18 protein-coding genes are annotated in these 21,326 nt (G+C 64.1%); 6 read left to right on the top strand and 12 right to left on the bottom strand.

The window, feature by feature from the left end; all coding sequences use genetic code 11:
• Window positions 1–125: 125 nt before the first annotated feature.
• The 5 genes from LGM89_RS28290 to LGM89_RS28270 form a co-directional block, all read right to left on the bottom strand.
• Window positions 126–1,007, bottom strand: a complete 882-nt coding sequence (locus tag LGM89_RS28290; RefSeq protein ID WP_226274666.1) for a PilZ domain-containing protein — start codon at window positions 1,005–1,007, stop codon at window positions 126–128.
• A 79-nt stretch (window positions 1,008–1,086) separates the two neighbouring features.
• Window positions 1,087–3,675, bottom strand: coding sequence for a penicillin-binding protein 1A (locus LGM89_RS28285; protein WP_226274665.1), 2,589 nt, complete (start codon window positions 3,673–3,675; stop codon window positions 1,087–1,089).
• Between the two features lie 155 nt (window positions 3,676–3,830).
• A complete protein-coding gene (gene lhpH, locus LGM89_RS28280) occupies window positions 3,831–4,838 on the bottom strand; it encodes a trans-3-hydroxy-L-proline dehydratase (protein ID WP_089432659.1) in 1,008 nt (335 codons plus the stop codon).
• 65 nt (window positions 4,839–4,903) lie between these two features.
• A complete protein-coding gene (locus LGM89_RS28275; protein WP_226274664.1) occupies window positions 4,904–6,025 on the bottom strand; it encodes a branched-chain amino acid ABC transporter substrate-binding protein in 1,122 nt (373 codons plus the stop codon).
• A 121-nt stretch (window positions 6,026–6,146) separates the two neighbouring features.
• Window positions 6,147–6,884 (bottom strand): FadR/GntR family transcriptional regulator, encoded by a 738-nt coding sequence (locus tag LGM89_RS28270; protein ID WP_226203419.1) that lies wholly within the window; start codon window positions 6,882–6,884, stop codon window positions 6,147–6,149.
• A gap of 262 nt (window positions 6,885–7,146) precedes the next feature.
• Here LGM89_RS28270 and lhpI point away from each other — a divergent pair, with 262 nt between their 5' ends.
• From lhpI to LGM89_RS28255, 3 genes are all read left to right on the top strand, one after another.
• Entirely contained in the window at window positions 7,147–8,082 is a 936-nt protein-coding gene (gene lhpI, locus LGM89_RS28265) for a bifunctional Delta(1)-pyrroline-2-carboxylate/Delta(1)-piperideine-2-carboxylate reductase (protein WP_226274663.1), read from the top strand.
• Between the two features lie 169 nt (window positions 8,083–8,251).
• A complete protein-coding gene (locus LGM89_RS28260) occupies window positions 8,252–8,656 on the top strand; it encodes a response regulator transcription factor (RefSeq protein WP_226274662.1) in 405 nt (134 codons plus the stop codon).
• Between the two features lie 16 nt (window positions 8,657–8,672).
• Complete coding sequence (locus LGM89_RS28255; protein WP_226274661.1) at window positions 8,673–9,452, top strand: helix-turn-helix domain-containing protein; 780 nt, start codon at window positions 8,673–8,675, stop codon at window positions 9,450–9,452.
• A 45-nt stretch (window positions 9,453–9,497) separates the two neighbouring features.
• On the opposite strand, the gene LGM89_RS28250 is transcribed toward LGM89_RS28255, so the two are convergent.
• The 6 genes from LGM89_RS28250 to LGM89_RS28225 all read right to left on the bottom strand — a co-directional run bounded on the left by LGM89_RS28250 (window position 9,498) and on the right by LGM89_RS28225 (window position 13,883).
• Complete coding sequence (locus tag LGM89_RS28250) at window positions 9,498–9,848, bottom strand: metal ABC transporter ATPase (protein WP_226274660.1); 351 nt, start codon at window positions 9,846–9,848, stop codon at window positions 9,498–9,500.
• Between the two features lie 154 nt (window positions 9,849–10,002).
• On the bottom strand, window positions 10,003–10,242 hold the full coding sequence (locus LGM89_RS28245; RefSeq protein WP_089497012.1) for a UDP-glucose 4-epimerase: 240 nt from the start codon (window positions 10,240–10,242) through the stop codon (window positions 10,003–10,005).
• A 16-nt stretch (window positions 10,243–10,258) separates the two neighbouring features.
• The gene (locus LGM89_RS28240; RefSeq protein ID WP_226274659.1) at window positions 10,259–10,549 is read right to left on the bottom strand and encodes a DUF1488 domain-containing protein; all 291 of its coding nucleotides are present in this window, start codon (window positions 10,547–10,549) and stop codon (window positions 10,259–10,261) included.
• A gap of 138 nt (window positions 10,550–10,687) precedes the next feature.
• Window positions 10,688–11,086, bottom strand: coding sequence for a DUF488 domain-containing protein (locus tag LGM89_RS28235; RefSeq protein WP_226274658.1), 399 nt, complete (start codon window positions 11,084–11,086; stop codon window positions 10,688–10,690).
• A 162-nt stretch (window positions 11,087–11,248) separates the two neighbouring features.
• Window positions 11,249–12,451: an amino acid aminotransferase gene (locus LGM89_RS28230; protein WP_226274657.1), complete on the bottom strand. Its 1,203-nt coding sequence runs from the start codon at window positions 12,449–12,451 to the stop codon at window positions 11,249–11,251.
• Window positions 12,452–12,497: 46 nt separating this feature from the next.
• Window positions 12,498–13,883, bottom strand: a complete 1,386-nt coding sequence (locus LGM89_RS28225; RefSeq protein ID WP_069251526.1) for an amino acid permease — start codon at window positions 13,881–13,883, stop codon at window positions 12,498–12,500.
• 319 nt (window positions 13,884–14,202) lie between these two features.
• On the opposite strand from LGM89_RS28225, the gene LGM89_RS28220 reads away from it, so the two are divergent.
• Window positions 14,203–14,676 (top strand): Lrp/AsnC family transcriptional regulator, encoded by a 474-nt coding sequence (locus LGM89_RS28220; RefSeq protein WP_039367332.1) that lies wholly within the window; start codon window positions 14,203–14,205, stop codon window positions 14,674–14,676.
• A gap of 379 nt (window positions 14,677–15,055) precedes the next feature.
• Here LGM89_RS28220 and LGM89_RS28215 read toward each other — a convergent pair whose 3' ends face one another.
• On the bottom strand, window positions 15,056–15,484 hold the full coding sequence (locus LGM89_RS28215) for a hypothetical protein (RefSeq protein ID WP_226274656.1): 429 nt from the start codon (window positions 15,482–15,484) through the stop codon (window positions 15,056–15,058).
• Between the two features lie 117 nt (window positions 15,485–15,601).
• On the opposite strand from LGM89_RS28215, the gene LGM89_RS28210 reads away from it, so the two are divergent.
• Both LGM89_RS28210 and LGM89_RS28205 read left to right on the top strand, forming a co-directional pair.
• The gene (locus tag LGM89_RS28210; protein ID WP_226274655.1) at window positions 15,602–19,102 is read left to right on the top strand and encodes a hypothetical protein; all 3,501 of its coding nucleotides are present in this window, start codon (window positions 15,602–15,604) and stop codon (window positions 19,100–19,102) included.
• Window positions 19,099–21,024, top strand: coding sequence for a hypothetical protein (locus LGM89_RS28205; protein ID WP_144023108.1), 1,926 nt, complete (start codon window positions 19,099–19,101; stop codon window positions 21,022–21,024). Before LGM89_RS28210 ends, LGM89_RS28205 begins: the two co-directional genes overlap by 4 nt.
• Window positions 21,025–21,326 lie beyond the last annotated feature (302 nt).

Below are 21,326 nucleotides of genomic sequence, written 5' to 3'. Positions count from 1 at the left end.
TAAATCGCGAATTCACTGTTGACGGAAACCAGACAATCGCCACGGAATACGTCGAATCGTCAGATGATTATCGGCATTCACGTGCTGAATACCGTGGCGCGGCGCCCCGTGCGTCCGGCCGTGCATCAGCGCCGCCGGTCGGTTTCCGACGGCGCCATGAGCCGGTCGAACAGCAGCGCCTTGAGGCGGATCAGGTCGTCGGCGCCGGTCTCGCCGAACGCCGCGTGATGCAGCGTCAGCGCGGGCGCGGCCGGGTCGGCATGGACGGCCCGCACCGTGCCGTCGAGCGCCAGCAGCTCGACCCGGTCGCCCGCCGCGTACGGAAGCTGCACGCGCAAGGGTTCGCCGGTTGCGGCGATCGGCCGGTCGACGGCAATCGACAGGCCGCTCAAGCTGATGTCGTGCACCATCCCGAGGCCTTCCGCGCCCTCCGACCCGCCCGCGCAACAGGCGGCGATCCGCACCGGCACGCGCGGCTCCGCACGCGTGCGCAGCCGGTCGACGAAGCCGGGCGGCGACAGCACCAGGAACCGCGCGGCACCCGCCGCCTGCACCGACTCGACCGTCGCACCGAACCGCGACACCGCGGCACGGCCGATCGCCACGGCCTCGATGTCGTCGCCCCGTACGAAGTCGAGGGCGGCCGCCGGCTGCGGCTCGACGAACAGCGCGCCCGACGCGGCGATGCCGATCAGCCGGCAGCGCTGCAGCCCGCGGGTCGTGCCGACCCGGCGGCGGATGCCGATCGAAGCGCCCGCCGACAACCCCATCCGCGGCGCGTGAGGCACCGCGTCAGGCGCGCGCGGCTCGGCCGCGGCTTCGGCGTCGTCGCGCCGCCGTACCGGCCGGAAATGGTCGAACAGGAAGGCATGCTGCGCGGCATCGCGCAGCGTCGTGCCGGCCGGCAGTAGCGCGGCGCCGTCGGCATCGTAGAGATCGAAACCGAGCGGGACGCCGGCGGCGAGATCGTCGCGCGTGAGCGGGACGTAATCGGTAGATAGCCTCATCGGGGCGGCGCGGAGCGACCGCGCGAGCTGTCATGACAACATGATTACGGCAGCATCGCGCGAATTCTGAACGGCTCCGTTACTGCGATGCGCCGGTCGCGTCGGGCGCGGCCGGTGCCGGCGCCTGGGACGGTGCGGTCGAAGGGGCGGCAGCCGGTGCGGCGCCGAGGCCCGCGCTGCCTCCGCCGGCCGCGCTCGCCCCCGCGGGCGGCTGCGCGGGTGGCGGCTGCGACGCGCCCGCCGACAGCGCGGCGGCCGACGCGGCCACTTCGGACGCCGGCACCCATTCCTCGACGATGCCCCCGGATGCCGCTTCGGGCGCCGAGGCAGCCGAGGCGGCCGACGCCTCGTCGGTATCCGCCTCGGGCGCCCGCTCCACCCGCTGCGTCCTGACCGGTGCGGGCGCCTTCTTCGCGTCGGGCGGGAACCACGTGTCGAACAGGTCCGTCGCGCGTTCGCGCAGCGACGCGAACCAGCCCGGCGACGGCTCGGTATCGAATTTCGCCTTCGTATCGACGAGCCGGGCGCGCTGCGCACGCTGGAAGAAATCGCCGACGATCGGCAGCGCACTGTGCGCGCCCTGCCCCCAGTAGTCGCTGCGCAGCGTCACGCGGCCGTCGTCGAAACCGACCCACGCACCGGCGACGAGGCCGGGCTGCATCAGGATGAACCAGCCGTCCGCGTTGTCCTGCGTCGTGCCGGTCTTGCCGGCCACGTCGCCACGGATCCCGAAGCGCGTGCGGATGCTGCCGCCCGTGCCGCGCGTCACGACGTCGCGCATCACGCTGAGCAGCGTCTTGTCGGTTTCGGCGTCGAGCGCGCGCTCGGGCGGCGCCGGCGCGTATTCGGCAAGCACGTCGCCCTGGCGGTTCTCGATGCGCGTCACCATCTGCGGCTCGACATACAACCCGCCGTTCGCGATCGTCGCGTACGACGCGACCATCTCCTTCAGCGTGACCGGGCTCGTGCCGAGCGCCAGCGACGGCACGCGTTCGAGCGGGCTTTCGCGCACGCCCATGTCCCGTGCGAGTCGGGCCACGGCAGCCGGCCCGACCTTCTCCATCACCTGCGCGGTGATCCGGTTGCGCGACAGCGCGACCGCGTCGCGCAGCGTCATCGGCTTGCCGGTGGGCGGCACGTCGTCATTCGGCCGCCAGATCTCGCCGCCCTTCAACGGGATCTCGACCGGCTGGTCGATGAAGGTATCGTCCGGCTTCATCCCGTTCGCGAACGCGACGCCATAGACGAACGGCTTGAACGTCGAACCCGGCTGGCGCCGCGCCTGCGCGACGTGGTCGAACGGCTCGTGGGTGAAGTCGCGGCTGCCGACCCACGCGCGGATCTGCCCGTCGCGCGGATCGATCGCGAGGAAGCCGGCCTGCACGTCGGTCTTCGTCTTGCACAGCGCGCGCATGAAACCACGGTCGGCCGCGAGCAGCTTCATCGCGGCCGCGTCGTCCTTGCCGGCGTCCTGCGCGGCCTTGTACTCGGGCGACTCGCGCATGAAGGTGCGGAACACCTCGTTGTCGGTGCCGCAGCCGTCGCGGCCGCTCCACGCGCTGTTCGCGATGCCCTGCAGCTGGTTGCCCTGCAGCGTGAGCGCCTGCGTCGCCATCTGCTGCAGCCGCGCGTCGATCGTCGTGCGCACGATCAGCCCGTCCGAGTAGATGTTGTAGTCGTTGCGGTCGGCCCACGCGATCAGCCATTTGCGCAGCTGCTGCGCGAAGTGCGGCGCCGGCCCCGGCGGCTCCTTCTGGCGCTCGAAGTCGATCCGCAGCGGCCGGCGCTGCAACTGCGCAAACTGCGCGGGCGACAGCTTGCCGTACTTCACCATCTGGCCGAGCACCGTATTGCGCCGCTGCAGCGCGCGCTCGGGGTTCAGCACCGGGTTGTAGTAACTGTTGCCCTTCAGCATCCCGACCAGCGTCGCGCTGTCGAGCACGTCGAGCTCGTCGGCCGACTTGTCGAAATAGGTGCGCGCGGCCATCTCGACGCCGTACGCGTTGTACAGGAACGGCACCGTGTTCAGGTAGGTCTCGAGGATCTGGTCCTTGCTGTAGACCGCCTCGATCTTCAGCGCGGTGATCGCCTCCTTCACCTTGCGCGTGAGCGTCGGCGCACGGCCGATCTCGTCCGGATACAAGTTGCGCGCGAGTTGCTGCGTGATCGTCGAGCCGCCCTGGCGGCTGCCCGAGAACGTGTGGAGCGCGGCCGACGCCGTGCGCTTCCAGTCGAGGCCGTGGTGCTCGTAGAAACGGTGATCCTCGGTCGCGATCAGTGCGTCGACCATGTGCGGCGAGATCTGCTTGAGCGGAACCCACTCGCGGTTCGACGGCTTGAATTCGGCCAGCAGCTTGCCGTCGGCGGACAGCACCTGCGCGGGCTGGTCGACGCGCGCCTTGCGGATGTCGCCGATGCCCGGCGTGAACGGGATGAGCACGACCACGTACACCACGAACAGCGCCGGCACGGCGGCGCCGGCGAGCAGTACGCCGCGGCGCGTCGGGTGACGGACATGGCGCCACGCGGTGGCGGCGAGAGGCTTGACCCGCGCGACGGCGGCAGCCGCGACGGGTTGGGCGCGCGCGACCCATCTGGCACAGAAGGCACGCACTGACGACACGTTTCGGCGATTCACGCGGGTGGAGCTCGGCTGAAAAGGGTGCATCGTACCAAACTCGCGCGGGCCGCCGGACGGCGATGGCCCGGTGGCGACCTACCCGGGGCGGCTGCGCGGGCGGTCCGCACGCAAAAAAGGCGCGCGCCCCGCAACGGGAACGACGCGCCAAGCCTGGTACGACAAACGGGCGGCCGCGCCGCGACTCAGCGCACGAGAAAACCGTAGGTCAGCGGATCGCGCTCGTCGACGATCCAGTTCGCGAACCCGCAGATATGGGCGCTGCCTTCGACTTCCGGAATCACGGCCGGGATGTCGCCGACCGTCGTTTCGCGCAGCACGCGCCCCTTGAAGACCGTGCCGACGATCGATTCGTTGACGAGCGTGTCGCCGGCCGCGAGCAGCCCGCGCTGGTAGAGCTGCGCGACCCGGCCGCCGGTGCCGGAACCCGTCGGCGAACGGTCGACCTCGCGATCCGCGAACACGCAGCAGTTCGCCTGCGTCGATCCCGGGTGGCGCGGCGCATTCGCGATGATCGTGCCGTAGATGTGGTTGATTTCCGGGATCTCCGGATGCACGACCGGGTACTTCGCGTTCGCGGCGGCCTTCACTTCCGCGCCGAAGCGGATCAGCCGTTCCACCGCCGCTTCGCGCACCGGCAGGTCGAACGGCGCACCGTCGACGTAGAAATAGAACGCGCCGCCGTACGCGATGTCACCGGTCACGGTGCCGAACGACGGCGTCTCGACCGACACGTCGCGCTGCCAGATGAACGACGGCACGTTGACGAAGCGCACCGGCCCCGCATGCTCGCCGTCCCATTTGACGAACGCCTCGATGAAGCCGCACGGCGCGTCGATGCCGACCCGCGTTTCCGGCACCGTGCGCTGCACCCAGCCGAGCTCGACCGCCGCGGTCGACAGCGCGATCACGCCGTGTCCGCAATGGTCGCTGTAGCCTTCGTTGTGCACGAAGATCACGCCGAAATCCGCGTTCGGCGACACCGGCTCGGTCAGGTAGCCGCCGTACATGTCGGCGTGGCCGCGCGGTTCGAACATCAGCGCGCGGCGGATCTCGTCGGCGTTGTCCTTGAGCCACGCGCGGCGCTGGACGATCGTGTCGCCGGGCGCGCGCGGCAGCCCGCTCGTGACGATGCGGAACGCTTCACCGCCCGTATGGACTTCGACGGTGGAAAGGGATCGGGAAATTTTCATGGGGGAATCGGAAGCGTTGAAACGAAGAACGGCGGCCGCGCCGCCGTCCGATGGCAGGCTGGCCGTTACTTCGCGTACGGTTCCGGCAGGCCGTTGCGGATCACGTAGACGGTGGTCGGCGCGCCCTTCAGGTCGCCGTTCGCGTCGAACGAATAGGTGCCGGCGACGCCCGTGTAGTTCGATTTCGCCAGTTGCGCGATCAGCTTCGCCTTGTCGGTGGTCGTGCCGGCCTTGACCATCGCGTCGGCGAGCAGCTTCATCCCGTCGTAGTAGTTCACGCCATAGACCTGCGTATCGGTGTGATACGTGTCGTGGTACTTCTTCAGGAATTCGCGCCCGGCCGCCGTCTTCTCGAGCGCGACGCCGCCCTGCGCGCAGTAGACGATCGACGCCGCATCGCCCGCGACCTTGCCCATGTCGGCCGAGCAGATGCCGTCGCCGCCGAGCAGCTTCGCGCGCAGGCCGCGCTGCTTCATCTGCTTGGCCATCGGCGCGCCCTGTGCCGCATAGCCGCCGAGGAAGATCACGTCGGGGTTGCTGGCCTTGATCTTGGTGAGAATGCCGAGGAAATCGGTGGCCGACGAACTCGTGAATTCCTGGTCGACGATCTTGATCCCGTTCGCCTTCGCGACGTTCATGAACTGCTCGGCCACGCCCTGCCCGTACGCGGTGCGATCGTCGATCACGGCGGCGGTCTTCGCGTTCAGCGTCTTCGCGGCGAAGGTCGCCATCGTGCCGCCGAGCTGTTCGTCGCTCGCGCCGATCCGGAAGATGTTCTTGAAGCCCTGCTTGGTCAGTGCCGGGTTCGACGCGACCGGCAGCATCGGCACGCCGGCAGTCGAGTACACGCGCGAGGCGGGAATCGCGACGCCCGAGTTGTACGGCCCGAGCACCGCGACGACGCCCTTGTCGACGAGGTTCTGCGCCACCTGTACGCCGGCCTTCGGATCGGCCTGGTCGTCGTCGGAGACCAGTTTGAAGGTGACGGTCTTGCCGGCGACCTTGATGCCGGCCTTGTTGAGTTCGTCGACGGCCAGGCGTGCGCCGTTTTCATTGTCCTTGCCGTTCGCGGCCTGCGGACCGGTCAGCGGCGCCGAATGGCCGATCATGACCGCTTCCTGCGCCTGCGCGGAAGTCAGCGCGCCGGCGGCGATGGCCACCGAGAGCGCGGTAACGAGGTGTCGCATGATGTCTCCTGATTGGTTTTGTGTGAAACCAATGTAGGATACGCGTGGTTACCATGCAAGCAATTTCAAAATAAAAATGTCGATTCTGGTCATTTTTCAGACCAGAACGAGCCCAGCACGGTCACTTGGGCGTGATGTCGCGCCGCACGCGGCGGATGTGCTGCTCGACATAGAACGCCGCCGCATCGGCATCGCCGGACACGATCGCCTCGTAGATCAGCCGGTGTTCGGACACGTACAGCCGGATCCGGCCCGCATCGTAGATGCCGTCGTCCTTCAGCCGCTTCCACAGCGGCTGGTCCATCGTCTTCGCGACTTCGTCCGCGATCTTCACGATCAGCGCGTCGCCGGTCATCAACGCCAGCTGGCGGTGGAACAGCCGGTCGCTCTCGTTCCACAGCGCGCGCTGATGCGGATCGTCGACATCGGTAATGGTCTCCATCTGGGCCAGATAGCGTTCGGCACCGGGGTCGGCGCGGCCGTGCGCAGCCGCGAGGCGCGCGATCGCGGGCTCCAGGATCAGCCGCACGTCGAGCGTCGACGTCGGGCTGAAATCGGGTTCGGCCGCCCGGTGCGTGTCGCCGCGCGCCGCGAGCACGTCGAGCGGCGACGCGACGACGTAGGTGCCCGAATTGCGCTTCGTGAACACGAGCCCTTCGTTCTGCAGTGCGCCGAGCGCCTCGCGCACGGCCGGCCGGCCGACCTGGAACAGCCCTGCGAGCTCGCGCTCGGACGGCAGCCGCGACTCGGCGGCATAGCGCCCCGCGCGGATTTCGTCGCGGATCTTCTCGGCCACCTGCTCGTAGATCTGCAGCGGCCTGAAACCGCCTTCGAGTGTGTCGGGACGCGCGGACATCATCGTATGGCTCCTGCCCGGTCGAGGGCGTGAATCGGGAATGGGTTCGCACTATACCGGAGCGCGCCGGCATCGAGGCCATGGCGGCCCTTCTGGACAGATATTAGAACCAAAACCGGCGAGGCGCTTTATTTTCTGGGTTGCAGGTGGGCCAGCAAGTGGTATAGATTCGATCCACACTGCCCTGTGTCACGGTATCCGGCAGCTCTTGGCGGGCGCGGCATGCGCCCGTCGTCCACGCTCACCGACGCATGCGACGTACACGATGACCGCTCTTTCCCCGATTCCCGTTTTCGATGCGGCCGACACGGCCGCGCTGCTCGACTACCCGGCGCTGCTCGCCACGCTCAGGCAGGCCGTCGCCGACTATGCGGCGGGCGAGATCGTCAGCCCCGAACGCCTGGTCGTGCCGCTGCAGGCAGGCGGCGTGATGCTGTCGATGCCGTCGAGCGCACCCGACCTCGCGACCCACAAGCTCGTGAACGTGTGCCCGGGCAACGGCCTGCGCGGGCTGCCGACGATCCTCGGCCAGGTCACCGCCTACGACGCGACCACCGGCGAGATGCGCTTCGCGCTCGACGGCCCGACGGTCACCGGGCGCCGCACGGCGGCCATCACCGCGCTCGGCATCCAGGCGCTGCATGGCGCCGCGCCGCAGGACATCGTGCTGATCGGCACCGGCAAGCAGGCGGCCAATCACGCGGAAGCGCTCGCCGCGATCTTTCCCGAAGCGCGCCTTCACGTGCGCGGCACGCGCGCCGACAGCGCAGCGGCATTCTGTGCCGCGCACCGCGCGCAGGCGCCGCGTCTCGTACCGCTCGACGGCGACGCGATTCCCGCTGCGATCGACGTGGTCGTCACGCTGACGACGAGCCGCACGCCCGTCTATCGCGAAGCCGCGCGCGCAGGCCGGCTCGTGGTCGGCGTCGGCGCGTTCACCGCGGACGCGGCCGAGATCGACGCGAACACGGTGCGCGCCAGCCGGCTGGTCGTCGACGATCCGGCCGGCGCGCGCCACGAGGCCGGCGACCTGATCGTCGCGCAGGTCGACTGGCAGCACGTCGCATCGCTCGCCGACGTGCTGGGCGGCGCATTCGACCGCACCGGGCCGCTGCTGTTCAAGAGCGTCGGCTGTGCGGCGTGGGATCTCGCCGCATGCCGCACGGCGCGCGATGCGCTGGCTGCGCGCCAGGCCGGCTGACCCGGCAACGCCCCCCCTTCGGCCGCGCTCGCGGCATCGCCCCCTCGCAGCCGCGCCGGCGATTTCCCGTACGCGTTGTAGGAATCGCCCTACAACGCGTCGCAGCGGCCTACATCAACTTCCAATTCGGCCGATTTCATTTTCGGCGGCGCAACACGATACTGCCCGCATGAATGCCAGCCCGTTACCCGCCGCGCTCCGGGTGTTTCTCGTCGATCACGCCGCTGCCGTCCGGCAGCGGATCGCGCTGCTCGTCGGCGCGATCCGCGGTGTCGCCGTCGTCGGCGAAGCGGAAGACGGCCAGGACGCGTGGGCCCATATCCGCAGCAGCCAGGCGGACGTGGTGATCGTCGACCTGCGGCTGGCGGACGGCAGCGGCCTCGAGCTGATCGGGACGCTGTCGAAGGCCGCGCCGCGCATCGTCACGATCGTGCTGACGAATCACTCGGCGCCGGCATTCAGAGAGGCATGCGCGTTGGCCGGAGCCGACTACTTCTTCGACAAGACCGTCGAATTCGACGCCGCATGCCAGGTCATCGAATCCCTGGCGCACGCTCGCGTGCACCAACCCTGACGAGCCGGAGTGACTCATGTCCACAGCCACCCCCTGCGCCGCCGACGTATCCATCGCGCCTCGGCCGACGATTCCGCTTCGCGCGGTCACGCGCGCCGACGCCGCCAAACATCCCGCCGCGCGCTGCTCGGTGTGCGCGATGCGCTCGATGTGCCTGCCGCCGCACCTGACCGCGGCCGAATACGGCCGCCTCGACTCGATCATCTGCACGACCCGGCAGGTGCGCCAGGGCGACGCGCTGTTCCGCACCGACGATCCGTTCCAGAGCATCTATGCGGTACGTGCGGGTTCGTTCAAGACGGTGATGATGCATCGCGACGGCCGCGAACACGTGACGGGCTTCCAGATCGCCGGTGAAACGCTCGGGATGGACGGCATCGGCGGTGGCCAGCATTGCTGCGACGCGATCGCGCTCGAGGACAGCGTCGTGTGCATCATCCCGTTCGGTGCGCTCGAAGCGGCGTGCCGCGAGATCAAGCCGATGCAGCACTTCCTCTACCAGATGCTGAGCAGCGAGATCGTCCGCGAATCGAGCCAGATGCTGCTGCTCGGCACGATGTCGGCCGAGCAGCGCGTCGCGCATTTCCTGCTGAACCTGTCGTCGCGCTTCGAGGCGCGCGGCTATTCGGCGACGGAATTCAACCTGCGGATGACGCGCGAGGAAATCGGCTGCTATCTCGGGATGAAGCTCGAAACCGTGAGCCGGATGTTCTCGCGGTTCCATCGCGAAGCGCTGGTCGAAACGCGCGGCAAGCGCGTGCGCATCATCGATTCGCAAGCGCTCGCACGGGTCTGACAACCCGGAACCCAGGCCGCGCCTGGCGGCGCCGCGCGCGGTGCATCATCGCACCGCGCCATCGGCCGCCGCGTTGCGCAGCCCCACCCTTGCACCGGCCGCCTGGCACGCGAGCAGCGCCTGTTCGGCCTGCATGAACGCGCGGCGCAGCGCGTCGTCCAGGTTGCCGCCGACGCACGGCGGCAGCGGCCAGCGCGCGGTGTCGTGCATCACGAGGTCGAGTCGTACGTCGTACACGCGTGCGCCATCGGCGTCGGCGCTCGCTTCAATGGCGAGGTGACAGCCGTCGAGCAGCGTGCGAAACCGTTCGAGCCGCACCAACTGCGCGCCGGCTTCGGCTTCGACCGCGGCGGTCCCCGCGAATCCCAGGCAGGCGATCTGCATGCCCACGCCCATGTCGTGTCTCCTGACGGGGCCGCCCGCTCGTCGACCGCCTTGCATGTGCCGCCCCCACCGAAAGGCGGCGGCACGCGTTGCCCGTGGCACGGCGCGATTTCTGCGATCGCTGCCGGCCGATAGTCTGCCCGCGCCGTCGCCGGCGCGGGTCCGTTCATACGTTGAAGGTCTGCGACGTCTTCATCTCGATCCACGTCATGCCGGCCCGCAGCCCTTCGATCATCGCCTCGCGTTCGGTCGGATACGCATGGCTGTGCTCGAACGTATGATGAAAACGCGCCGCGCCGCTGCCGTGCTCGACCGACACGCGGCAGCGGAATTCGCCCGATTCGCACGGGCGCGTCTCGACTTCGACGGACCAGTCGCGTTCGTGAATGTTGCCCTGCAGTGTCATGCGCCCTCCTGCGGTATCAGTCTCCGAGCCGGAAGTGCCCGCTGTGCAGCAGCACCGGCCGGCCGCCGATTTCCTCGAGCATGCGTCGTGCCATCGCCTCGATCGCCGACCGGTGCGCGTCGAATGCGGCCAGCAGATCGCGTTCGAGCAGCGACGGCGCGCCGAAATGATCCTCCAGCGCCTCGGCCGTGACCGCGCACTGCACGCACTGTCCGTCGACCAGCGCCGAAAACGCCACGACCAGGTCGCGTGCGCAATATTCGGGGGGTTCCGGCGGGAAAACAATCTGCATCTGTCGGCCTGTCATCGTCGTGATGGCTCCATGACAAGAGCATAGTGGCGCGCGCGCCCGCACGCTTGACCCACGTCAACCGGTTCGCTGCGCCGCACGATAACGGCGCGGCGGCGTGCCGGCGCGGCTGCGCGATGCCGCTGCAAACGGCTTTCAGCCCGCGTCGGGCTCGATCGCCGCGCCGCGCTCCGCGAGCAGCTCGCGCAGCACGCCGCGGTGGCAATGGCGCTCGTCGTCGCAATAGCAGCCGATCGAAAACGCGGTGGTCGCCGACAGCGCCGCCAGCAGGTCGAGCACCTTCGGCGCATCGCCATGCGCCATCTCCGCGCGGAAGTGACGCCGGAACGCGTTCCATTCGGCATCGGTTTCGGCGGCCTGCGCCTGGGCGACGAGTTCGGGGCTCGGCGACAACGTCGGCAGCCATACATCATAGTAGTTGCGCGACGCGAATTCCGCCTTCGGCACGCCGCGCGGCGGCCGCCGCACCGTGCCGATCCGCAGGCCCTCGCCGGCCGCGCGCGGCGTGCCGAGCTGGATGATCCGGATGCCCATGTGCTTCCTTCCGAGTTGCGTGGGATGCCGTGATCGTACCGCCGTGCGTGCCCCCGCGTCAGCCGGGTGGCGCACATTGCGGCCGCGCAACGAAAAACCGGCTGCCCCCTTGCGGAGACAGCCGGTTCGGCCAGCCGCGTGGCGCGCCGGAGCGCGCCGCGCTCAGACGCCGCTCTTCAGCACCTTGCCGATGGCATCCGCGACGATGGCGACGTTCGAGTCGTTCAGGCCCGCGACACACATCCGGCCCGAACGCAGGACGTACACGCCGTGCACTTCGCGCAGCGCGTCGACCTGCGATTCGGTCAGGCCCGTGTACGTGAACATCCCGCGCTGCTTCACGTAGCGCGTCAGTGCCTCGCCGCTGACGTGGTCGCGCAGGCCGTCATGGATCGACTGGCGCATCCGCGCGATGCGGCGGCACATCGCCGCCAGTTCCTCTTCCCACTGCTTGCGCAGCGCGGGCGTGCCGAGCACGGTTGCCACGACCTTCGCGCCGTAGGTTTGCGGGTTGCTGTAGTTCGAGCGCACCGCGCCGGCCAGCTGGCCGAGCACGCGGTCGGCCGCGGCGGCATCCTCGCAGACGACGCTCAGGCCGCCCACGCGCTCGCCGTACAGCGAGAAGTTCTTCGAGAACGAGTTCGCGACCAGCGCCGGCACGCCACGGCGGGCCAGTTCGCGCACCGCGAACGCATCCGCGTCGAGGCCCGCGCCGAAGCCCTGGTACGCCATGTCGACGAACGGCAGCAGCCCGCGCGCCTCGATCACGTCGATCAGCTTCTCCCACTGGCCTTCATCGAGGTCGACGCCGGTCGGGTTGTGGCAGCACGCGTGCAGCAGCACGATGCTGCGCGCCGGCAGCGCGTCGATCGCCGCGAGCATCGCGTCGAACTTCAGGCCGCCCGTCGCTTCGTCGTAGTACGGATACGTGTTCACCGTGAAGCCGGCCCGCTCGAAGATGAAGCGGTGGTTTTCCCAGCTCGGATCGCTGAGCCACACCTGCGATTCCGGGAAATAGCGCTTCAGGAAATCGGCGCCCACCTTCAGTGCGCCGGAGCCGCCGAGCGTCTGCAGCGTCGCGATGCGGCCGGCCGCGCGGGCCGGGTGATCGGCGCCGAACACGAGCGCCTGCACGGCGTCGCGATACGCGGCCAGGCCGACCATCGGCAGGTACGGCTTCGCGCCGCTGTCGCGCTGCAGCGCGATTTCGGCTTCGCGCACGGCGCCCATCACCGGAATCCGGCCTTCGGCGTCGAAGTAGATCCCGATGCTCAGGTTGACCTTCTGGTCGCGCGGATCTTTCTGGAAGTTCTCGTTGAGCGTCAGGATCGGGTCGCCCGGGTACGCGTCGATGTGTTCGAACATGGCTTGAGTCGGTCTCGTTTGGAAGAATGGTCGGTCGTGGCCTGTATCAGCGTGCGGATGCGCCGTCGTGCACCGCATAGCCTGCATTCTTCTGACGGAAGCGATACCCGACCGCGAGCACCGCGAGCCATACCGGGATCAGGTACACCGACAGACGGAGATCCGGCGTCAGGTACATCACGACGAGAATGCCGGCCATGAATGCCAGGCACAGGTAATTCGTGAAAGGATAGCCCAGACTGCGGAAGGAAGTCTCCTCCCCGGCCGCGCGCTTGGCCTGGCGGAACTTCAGGTGGATCAGCGTGATCATCGCCCAGTTGATGATCAGCGCCGACACGACGAGGCCCATCAGCACCTCGAACGCCTTGCCCGGCATGAAGTAGTTGACCAGCACGCACACGCCGGTCGCGAGCGCCGACGCGCCGAGCGCGGCGAGCGGAATGCCGCGCTTGTTCACCGAGCACAGCACCTTCGGCGCATTGCCCTGCTTCGCGAGGCCGAACAGCATCCGGCTGTTGCTGTACACGCCGCTGTTGTAGACCGACAGCGCGGCCGTCAGCACGACCACGTTCAGCACGTTGGCCACCAGGTTGCTGCTCAGCGCGTGGAAGATCAGCACGAACGGGCTGCCGCCGGTGACGACCTTTTCCCACGGATACAGCGACAGCAGCACGGCGAGTGCGCCGATGTAGAAGATCAGGATGCGATAGATCACCTGGTTGGTCGCGCGCGGAATGCTGCGCTTCGGATCGTCGGCCTCGGCCGCGGTGATGCCGATCAGCTCGAGCCCGCCGAACGAGAACATGATCGCCGCCATCGACATCACGAGCCCCGACACGCCGTTCGGGAAGAAGCCGCCGTGCTGCCACAGGTTCCGGACACTCGCCTCCGGCCCCGCATGGCCGCTCGCGAGCAGCCAGCCGCCGAAGCCGATCATGCCGACGATCGCGGCGACCTTGATGATCGAGAACCAGAATTCCGTCTCGCCGTACGACTTCACGCTGGCCAGGTTGAGCAGGTTGATCGCGACGAAGAAGACCAGCGCCGACACCCAGGTCGGCACGCCCGGCCACCAGTACTGCACGTAGATCCCGACGGCCGACAGCTCGGCCATGCTGACGAGGATGTACAGCACCCAGTAGTTCCAGCCCGACAGGAAGCCGGTGAAGTGGCCGACGTACTTGTTGGCGAAGTAGCTGAACGAGCCGGCGACGGGCTCGTCGACGACCATCTCGCCGAGCTGGCGCATGATGAAGAACGCGACGATGCCGGCCACCGCGTAGCCGAGCAGCACGGACGGGCCCGCCATCTTGATCGTCTGCGCGATGCCGAGGAACAGCCCCGTGCCGAGCGCGCCGCCGAGCGCAATCAGCTGGATGTGCCGGTTCTTCAGCCCGCGCTTCAGGCCGTCGCTCTCGTTTCCAGAAACCATGTCTTCTCCACTCTGTCCGCGCCCGCCTGCAGCGGGGTGCGGCGCGCCTCGGTGTGCCGGGCGCTGTTTTGGTGTGCCGGGGCCGTTCGTGGAGCCGCCGGGTTGGGGACTGCAATCTTCGCGTGGCGGCGCCCGATTCGCGTCGGCGTGCCCGCCAGACCGGCCGCCGACCGTCGCCGCGCCCGCCTTGCTGCGCTCGCACACGAAAATCCGGCGTCAGTTTAGCGTCGCGACGGCGAAATCGGGTTTCGTAACCCGTTCATGCAAACCCTACATTATGAGATAAGATTGCATCTGGGAGACGGATGAGGAAATAAAAATGCATGAACCGGTTCTGGATCGCCTTGATCGCCACTTGCTCGCGATCCTGCAGGAGAACGGCCGCGCGTCGAACCTCGACCTGGCGAAGGCCGTCGGCCTGTCACCCGCGCAGACGCTGCGCCGCCACCGGCGGCTGGAGGAAATCGGTGCGATCCGTCGCTATGAAACCCGGCTGTGCCCCGACACGCTCGGTTTCGGCGTGACCGCTTTCGTGCACGTGACGATGGAGCGCGGGCATATTCGCGACCTGTCGAAGTTCCAGAAACTGGTGTCCGATCTCGCGCAGATCCAGGAGTGCTTCTCGGTGACGGGCGACATCGACTACGTGTTGAAGGTCGTCGCGCACGACCTGAAAGGCTTGTCGCGGTTCCTGCTCGAGACGCTGATGCGCATTCCCGGCGTGAGCGGCGTGCATTCGAGCGTGTGCCTCGACGAGATCAAGTGCACGAGTGCGATGCCGGTCGAGGCGTAACGCCAGCGCGCCGGCTGCGATCAACGATTGCTCGGAAAACGTGGTCGGCTCCGTCCTTGCCCATATCAATAATTAACAAGACGCCCAAAAATCGTTGGCAGATTTCTCGAAAAATCGTACAAGTCTAATAGGCGACTTGTTTTCTATGGGCGATCGTCGTCCACTCCTTAATGCGCCTGGGACCGACGATAAAAAAAATATTGGCGGCAATTCATCCCGATGTGGTGAGTGGCAGAATGTGCAGCAACCTTTATCGCAATTGGCCTTAACGCGCATCGCGGTGGACGCTCACCGCGAATCGCCCACAGGCGATCGACGGCACCCTAGGCGCTAATGCCTTTGCCGGAAGCTAAGATACCCCATGGCAAATCGTTCATATTCACTCAAGACCATCAAAGTCTTGTTCGGCAGCAGCGGCAACCAATGCGCTCATCCCGATTGCACAAATCCTGTCATAGTTTCTGGGACTGAGCAGTCTCATGACGCTGTATTGGGCCAAATCTGCCATATATATGCCGCTTCCGATAACGGCCCACGAGGACAGCCCGGTCTCAGCGACGAAGAACGGAACAGCCCTGACAATCTGATCCTCTTGTGCGGGTTCCATCATCCAATGGTGGATACCCAATATCAGAACTACCCCGCTGACCTTTTGAGGCAGTGGAAACGGGACCACGAGGCAAAATTCCAGAGAGACACTGCTGAGGCCATACATCGCCAAGAACAAGTTCAGCAATTCGCCTTCACCGTGGCGCTTACGGATCAGCAAATCGACGCAGAGGTACGCCGTATCCGGCAAGCTCGACATCTCGCAGGATATTCCAGCGTTGACAAAGCCCGCGCTCTAGCGGCGAGTGTTGAGAGCACCGAGCTTGCCGGTGGCTCCAAGGAAGTTAGAGCCCGAGCATTAGCCTGGTGTGCCAGGATGCTCACCCAGGATGAGAATCTCGCGCGCGCCAAGGAACTGCTGGCGAAGTCGCGTGATCTTGGGGGATCTCCGGAAACCGACATTGCCAACGCATGTATCGTGGCCGCTGAGTCCTCGTCGAGCACCGCCGGCCTAGCGCTGCTTGCACCGCTGGGAACATCTGAATCCCGATCCGTCATGTTGCGTATCGTCAGCAATGAGAGAGGACACGAGGGCTCGCTTGACTGGGTACGAAGCGCTGGCTTAAGCCTCACCTCTTTCAGTGGTGACGGCAAACTGACACTCATCATGAACCAAGAGCTTGCTGGGTGCTGGAGCGACGCGTATGCGAATGTTCAATTACTTACTGCCGCCGACTTTGAAGAGACGCCAGTATTGAACTATGCAGCCGCTCAAGCCCATCTCGCTCAAATCGTTCCCGAGGAATTGCGGACACAGGCGCTCTCACAAGTTCCGCTCAATGCCGCACACTTCCCCATTGCAGATAATCGGCAAGCGCTGCACGATCGACGCTGCGCCATAGAATTCTATGAGAAGCAAGCGACCGTCGCCAAGGAATTCGGAGCCAACGAAGCTGCGCAGCTGAGTTCTGACATGGCTTTGTGGCTTCGCCTTCGCGACCCCGAGCTTCATGATCTTGCTTTGGCAGCTTTGCGCGAAAACATGTCTAACGATGCGCTGATGATCAGGCGCTTTCCACTTGCCGCGCAGTTCGGCCTCAAAATCGATCTCGAAACAGTAGAACGCCGCATAAATGAGCGGGTTGCACTGACCGGCAAAGGCACTGCCGACGAAGCCTTAGCTCGACTGGCGCTCGCAATGACGAAAGGAACCCCCGCGGCGGCCGTCGAATACATCGCCGCACACCGCAGCCAGCTAAGCGAGTTTCTCAAGCGCACACCACTCCTCGCCATAGAAATCGAACTACTGTGCAAATCGGGGCAGGTCAACACAGCGAAAACAGCTCTAGCTCAATTGATGCCGATAGAGATAGGCGCGCTGGAATATCAGCGCTTGCAACGCATGATCGCCGAGGCGGACGGAGCCGACCCGGCTTCCGAGCGCCGGAAACTATACGAGAAGACTGGCGAACTACGCGATCTCGTGAACCTCGTCGACACTCTTGAAGAAGAGAGTGCGTGGCAGGACCTATGCCCGTTGGTCGAGGTGCTATTCAATCAGACGCACTCGGTCCAAAACGCGTTGCGCGCAACCCGCGCTTTTAATGGCGCCGGCGAGCATAAGCGTGCTCTGGGGTTCTTGGAAAATATTCCTGACATTGTTGATCAGGATAACGATCTGCAATCGCTACTCGCTTGGGCGCTCTATCACGATGGCCAATTTAGCAAGGCGTCAGAGATTCTGACACTCTTGCGCACTGAGCGAGATCACATCAACGACCGCGCTCTTTTCGTCAACCTTGCTATCGCATCTGGTCAATGGAACACGCTGGTCGAACATGCGACGCGCGAGTGGGAACACAAAGGCGATCGTACTGCAGCGGAATTGCTGAATGCGGGTCAATTGGCTCAGGCAGTGAATTCTCCCCATGCGAAGGATCTAATCATTGCATCAACAGAAGCTGACCCTGAAAATCCCCACATTTTGGCTCCGGCATACTTCCACGCGTCAAATGCTGGATGGGAAAGTGATTCGATGGTCAGCGATTGGCTGCTGCGCGCGGCTGCAAAGTCAGACGATCACGGTCCTCTGAAATCGGTCACGATGAGAGAACTGTTTGACGAGATGAAGCCAAATTGGGATCGTCGCCAGACTCATTTCTCAACGGCGTTAAGGGCCGGTGAGATCACGATTTCCGGTGCGGCCTACGCCCTAAATCAATCGATGATCGAAAATTGTCTGCTGCGCCCAGCGGCCAATCGACTGGAGTCCGACGCGCGGCGGCGCAGTGTTGTATATGCCTTCAGCGGGGCACGACCGCCAACGGTCCAAACGGAGCCGAAGCGCATAGCGCTTGATCTCACGGCGATCTTTACCTTCGCGCAGCTCAGCATTTTGCAGAAAGTCATCGATCACTTTGAGCGCGTGCTCATTCCAGATCAACTGTTGGTATGGTTATTTCAGGAACGCCAGCGCGTCGCTTTCCATCAACCTAGCCGCGTCAAGGACGCGCAGGCCCTGAAGCGCTTACTCGCGAACAATTCTCTGAAAATCTTTGAATCTGAAGTGTCGGCGAACCCCTTCCTCGTCCAAGAGGTGGGAGTTGACCTGGCGTCTATGCTAGAAACCGCGACTCAATCGCCGAACCATGCCTACGTCGTCCGCCCCACACCGGTTCGGCGCCTTGGCAGCGTAATGGAAGAGGAGGTCGACCTTACACAATACGAGGCGCGTTTGTGCAGTTGTCATGCGGTAGTCGAGGCACTCCGCTTAAAAGGAATGATCACAGCAGCCGAAGAGCAACGAGCCCTTTCGCATCTCAAACTCCATGAGAAGCGCTGGCCGAGCGAACCACGCATCCGAGACGGCGCTAGCCTCTATTTGGACGATCTATCGACAAGCTATCTACGGACAGCGGGCGTCCTCGGGAAACTAAAGGGTTCAGGTTTCACGGTCTACGTTACGAAGTCGCTAGATGATCGAGACAATGAACTTCTGGCTTACGAAAGTTTTGCCGATGAACAACTCGCCGTCATCGAGAACATCCGGGCGATACTGGCCCCCGCAATAGCAGATCGCCAGATCGAAACGATCGCGTCTCCCGATCGCGATAGAGAAGATTCTCGGCCACAAGCCCAACTGAATTTCCTAGCTACAGATAAGTTAGTTGATGCTTTTGTCGTCGATGATCGCTTCGTAAATCGCTATCTTCATATGACGCGTGGCGACCAACAGACCCCCATTCTGACCAGCCTGGATGTAGTGGAACATCTAGTCGCTTCTGGCTACCTCAGTGTAGATGAGGGGCGAGAGCACCGAACGACACTCAGAAGATCCGGGTACACCTTTGTACCCGTGCTTAACGATGAGCTGGCACATCACGTGATGCAGGCGCCGCTCGAAAATGGATCACTGATTGAAACCGCAGAACTTCGGGCGATACGAGAAGCCGCCCAGCGTTTGAGGCTGGCAAAGGTGCTCCAAGCTCCCACCGAGCTCGCATGGCTCAATCAGTACATCGTCGCCCTGATTCAAGCCGTGAGCTCGGTGTGGGACGGAGAAAACGATCCAAAGGTCGCGGAAGCCCGTTGCGAATGGCTACTTGGGCAACTTGACGTTCGCGGGTGGGCGTCGATTGCTGACCCACGTGCCGCTACGCAGTTCTCCGTGATGAGCTACGCGGGAATACTTCACGCACTTTGTTGCGCTCCGACAATTGCCCTGAAGCAAAAGAACAGCGCCTATCATCAGTGGATCGACGAGCGAATTTTCAGAGAAATCAAAGAAACTGAACCGGAGATCTTTCGTCAAGTTGTCGCATCAGCGGCAGAGTTATTCGGTGAAGTAGTGAAGGAAAATTGGGAGAACGGCAAATGATCGCCGAAGATAAATACCTCCGGGCAGCTCGTGTCATGGTCTTCGCCAATAGCTACGCACCGCTGCTCAGGCACGAACTGCTATCAAGGCCCGACATTCTTGATCAGGATGAAATCGAGACAGATGCAACGATCACACTCGGTTCGGAAGATTTGTCGTTTTTACGATCCCAGCTTTTCCCAGCCATTGCTTCGGCCTATGACCGAGTCTCTACTCCAACCGTTAAGACTGTCACCGGTGATGAATGGATAATCGTGTTTGTTGGCGAATCTCAGCCGCCCAACGTTGCGCTCGTGCAAGGCGACAAACGGTTCATTGTTGCCCAGTTCGCTCTGCTTGCGCCTGAAGTTAAGATGCGCCTTCATGCTCTCGAACAGATTGCCGACCATAACCAGCTCCCAAGTGATGTGATAGATCGCTGGCGCGTACTGCTTGAGCAGAGAGTACCGACGGACCGCGAGATTACTGCACTCCGAGATGAGCTTCAAAACACACCTATTCGAGTAGCCGAAGCCATTCGCGAAAGCCTAGAAGCCGGAAATCTATCGCTTGATACCCTTGTACCCCGAGATGAGGCCTACTACCGCCAGCTGGTTGGCGGCATCGGTGGCGCCATTACGCTAGAAGAATATGTTGCCGAGGTGACTGCTCCGTTCCTAGCAAAACTACTCGCCGGCGGTCATCGACGAGCATTGAGCTTAGCGTGGCCTCTCTGCTCCCACCAATCTATCAGCCCGCTGATTGAACGAGAGTGGAAAGGCGACGAGCAAGTCCTAGTCACTGAAATCTTGCGACTGGCTGAAAGTGGCGATCCTATAAGCCGCACTGGCGCAATCGAAGTTGGCCTGCGGAGGGTACAAAAACACCCAACACTGACGCAGCCGCTAGCAGCGTTGATCAATGCGTTTCTCGACGGCGAACCAACTGACGAGATAGACACGTTCGGACTCCATTCAGCCCTGTTCACCTGCATCTACGCCCAAATGGCCAAACGCCGCATCCTTGCGACATGGCCACCCTTCGCTCGCCGACTGGCAGCTATCGCGCACGCGAGTTGGATCGGCAACCACTTTCTGACACTAGTCGCGGACCGAACCGAACTCGTCCGCTGGCTGCAGAACGTGAGCGATAGGTATTTCGTAATCCAGACTCTGCTCGACATGCGGATTGAGCCACGTTGGTTTCCGGAGCTTGGTTCAGCCGAACAATGGAAAAACGAATTGTTGGGTCGAGTCTGGACGGCCGCGAATTGTGCGCCGGAGGCTGCCAAAGACTTAGGACTGGAAGAACGACTCATTGGAGATGTCGCACAGGTCATTACACATCAGATCGATCGCGCGGCGGCACATCTACCAGGCCCGCTCGAGGGCGGAACTCGCTCACAGATTGAACTTTCGCCAGAGGTAACAGCTCGGCTAGCGGAGTCGCTGAAAGGAGCGATCGACACCGCGACATTCATCAGCTTGATCAACGCGTCCCTGTGGTTTCATATCCCCGATCATCTAGCTGGTCTCGTAGCTGACGCTCTTGAGCGCTACCACTACCAAATTCAGGCTGACGAACATGTCACCCTGCCCGCCTGCCTTCTAGGCTTAGCCTCGGTTGCGGCTGTCAGCCGTAGCACAAAGCTGTGCGAGGCTATCCGAACGACACTGCGCGTCAATTGGCGTGTCGCCCCCGGGCGACTTACTGCTGATGAAACGTTTCGGGTAGGAATATTGGGATGTGCAGCCCATGCTGATTTGGCCGATTGGGCTACGCACGTTGGTCAATTTCTGACTGAGCTTTCGCTACAAGACTTATCAGCGGAAGACGCCGACACTTTGCAGTCGCATGTGCAAACCATGTGCCATCTCGTGCCAGAGCTATGGGGGACTTGTGGGCAAGCTCACGCGAGCTTCGGTTTGATAGCCGGAAAGTAAGTTGACTACGCTCGTACCCGATGCGATTTCATGGCGCGATCTTCGTGATCGTGACGCGCCATGCCGGCCATGAACCTCATCGGGTCACGAATCGCTCTACCCCGAGTGCACACTCACGCCCTCTGCCACGTCATTCTGGCGGTTTCGCATCAGCGTGCGGTCCATGATCAACCCGCTCGATTATCTTCGGGGTCGACGCGGAAATTGGTACTTGGATCTGGTCGATTCGACAGAAATCCTTTTCTGGGAAATTGAGTGAAACGACTGGCTGCCGCCTTTGTCGGATTCATTTGGGGCTTGCT

This window comes from Burkholderia sp. AU31624 (assembly GCF_020420065.1).
GTDB lineage: Bacteria > Pseudomonadota > Gammaproteobacteria > Burkholderiales > Burkholderiaceae > Burkholderia.
This window is presented reverse-complemented; position numbering and strand designations above follow the sequence as displayed.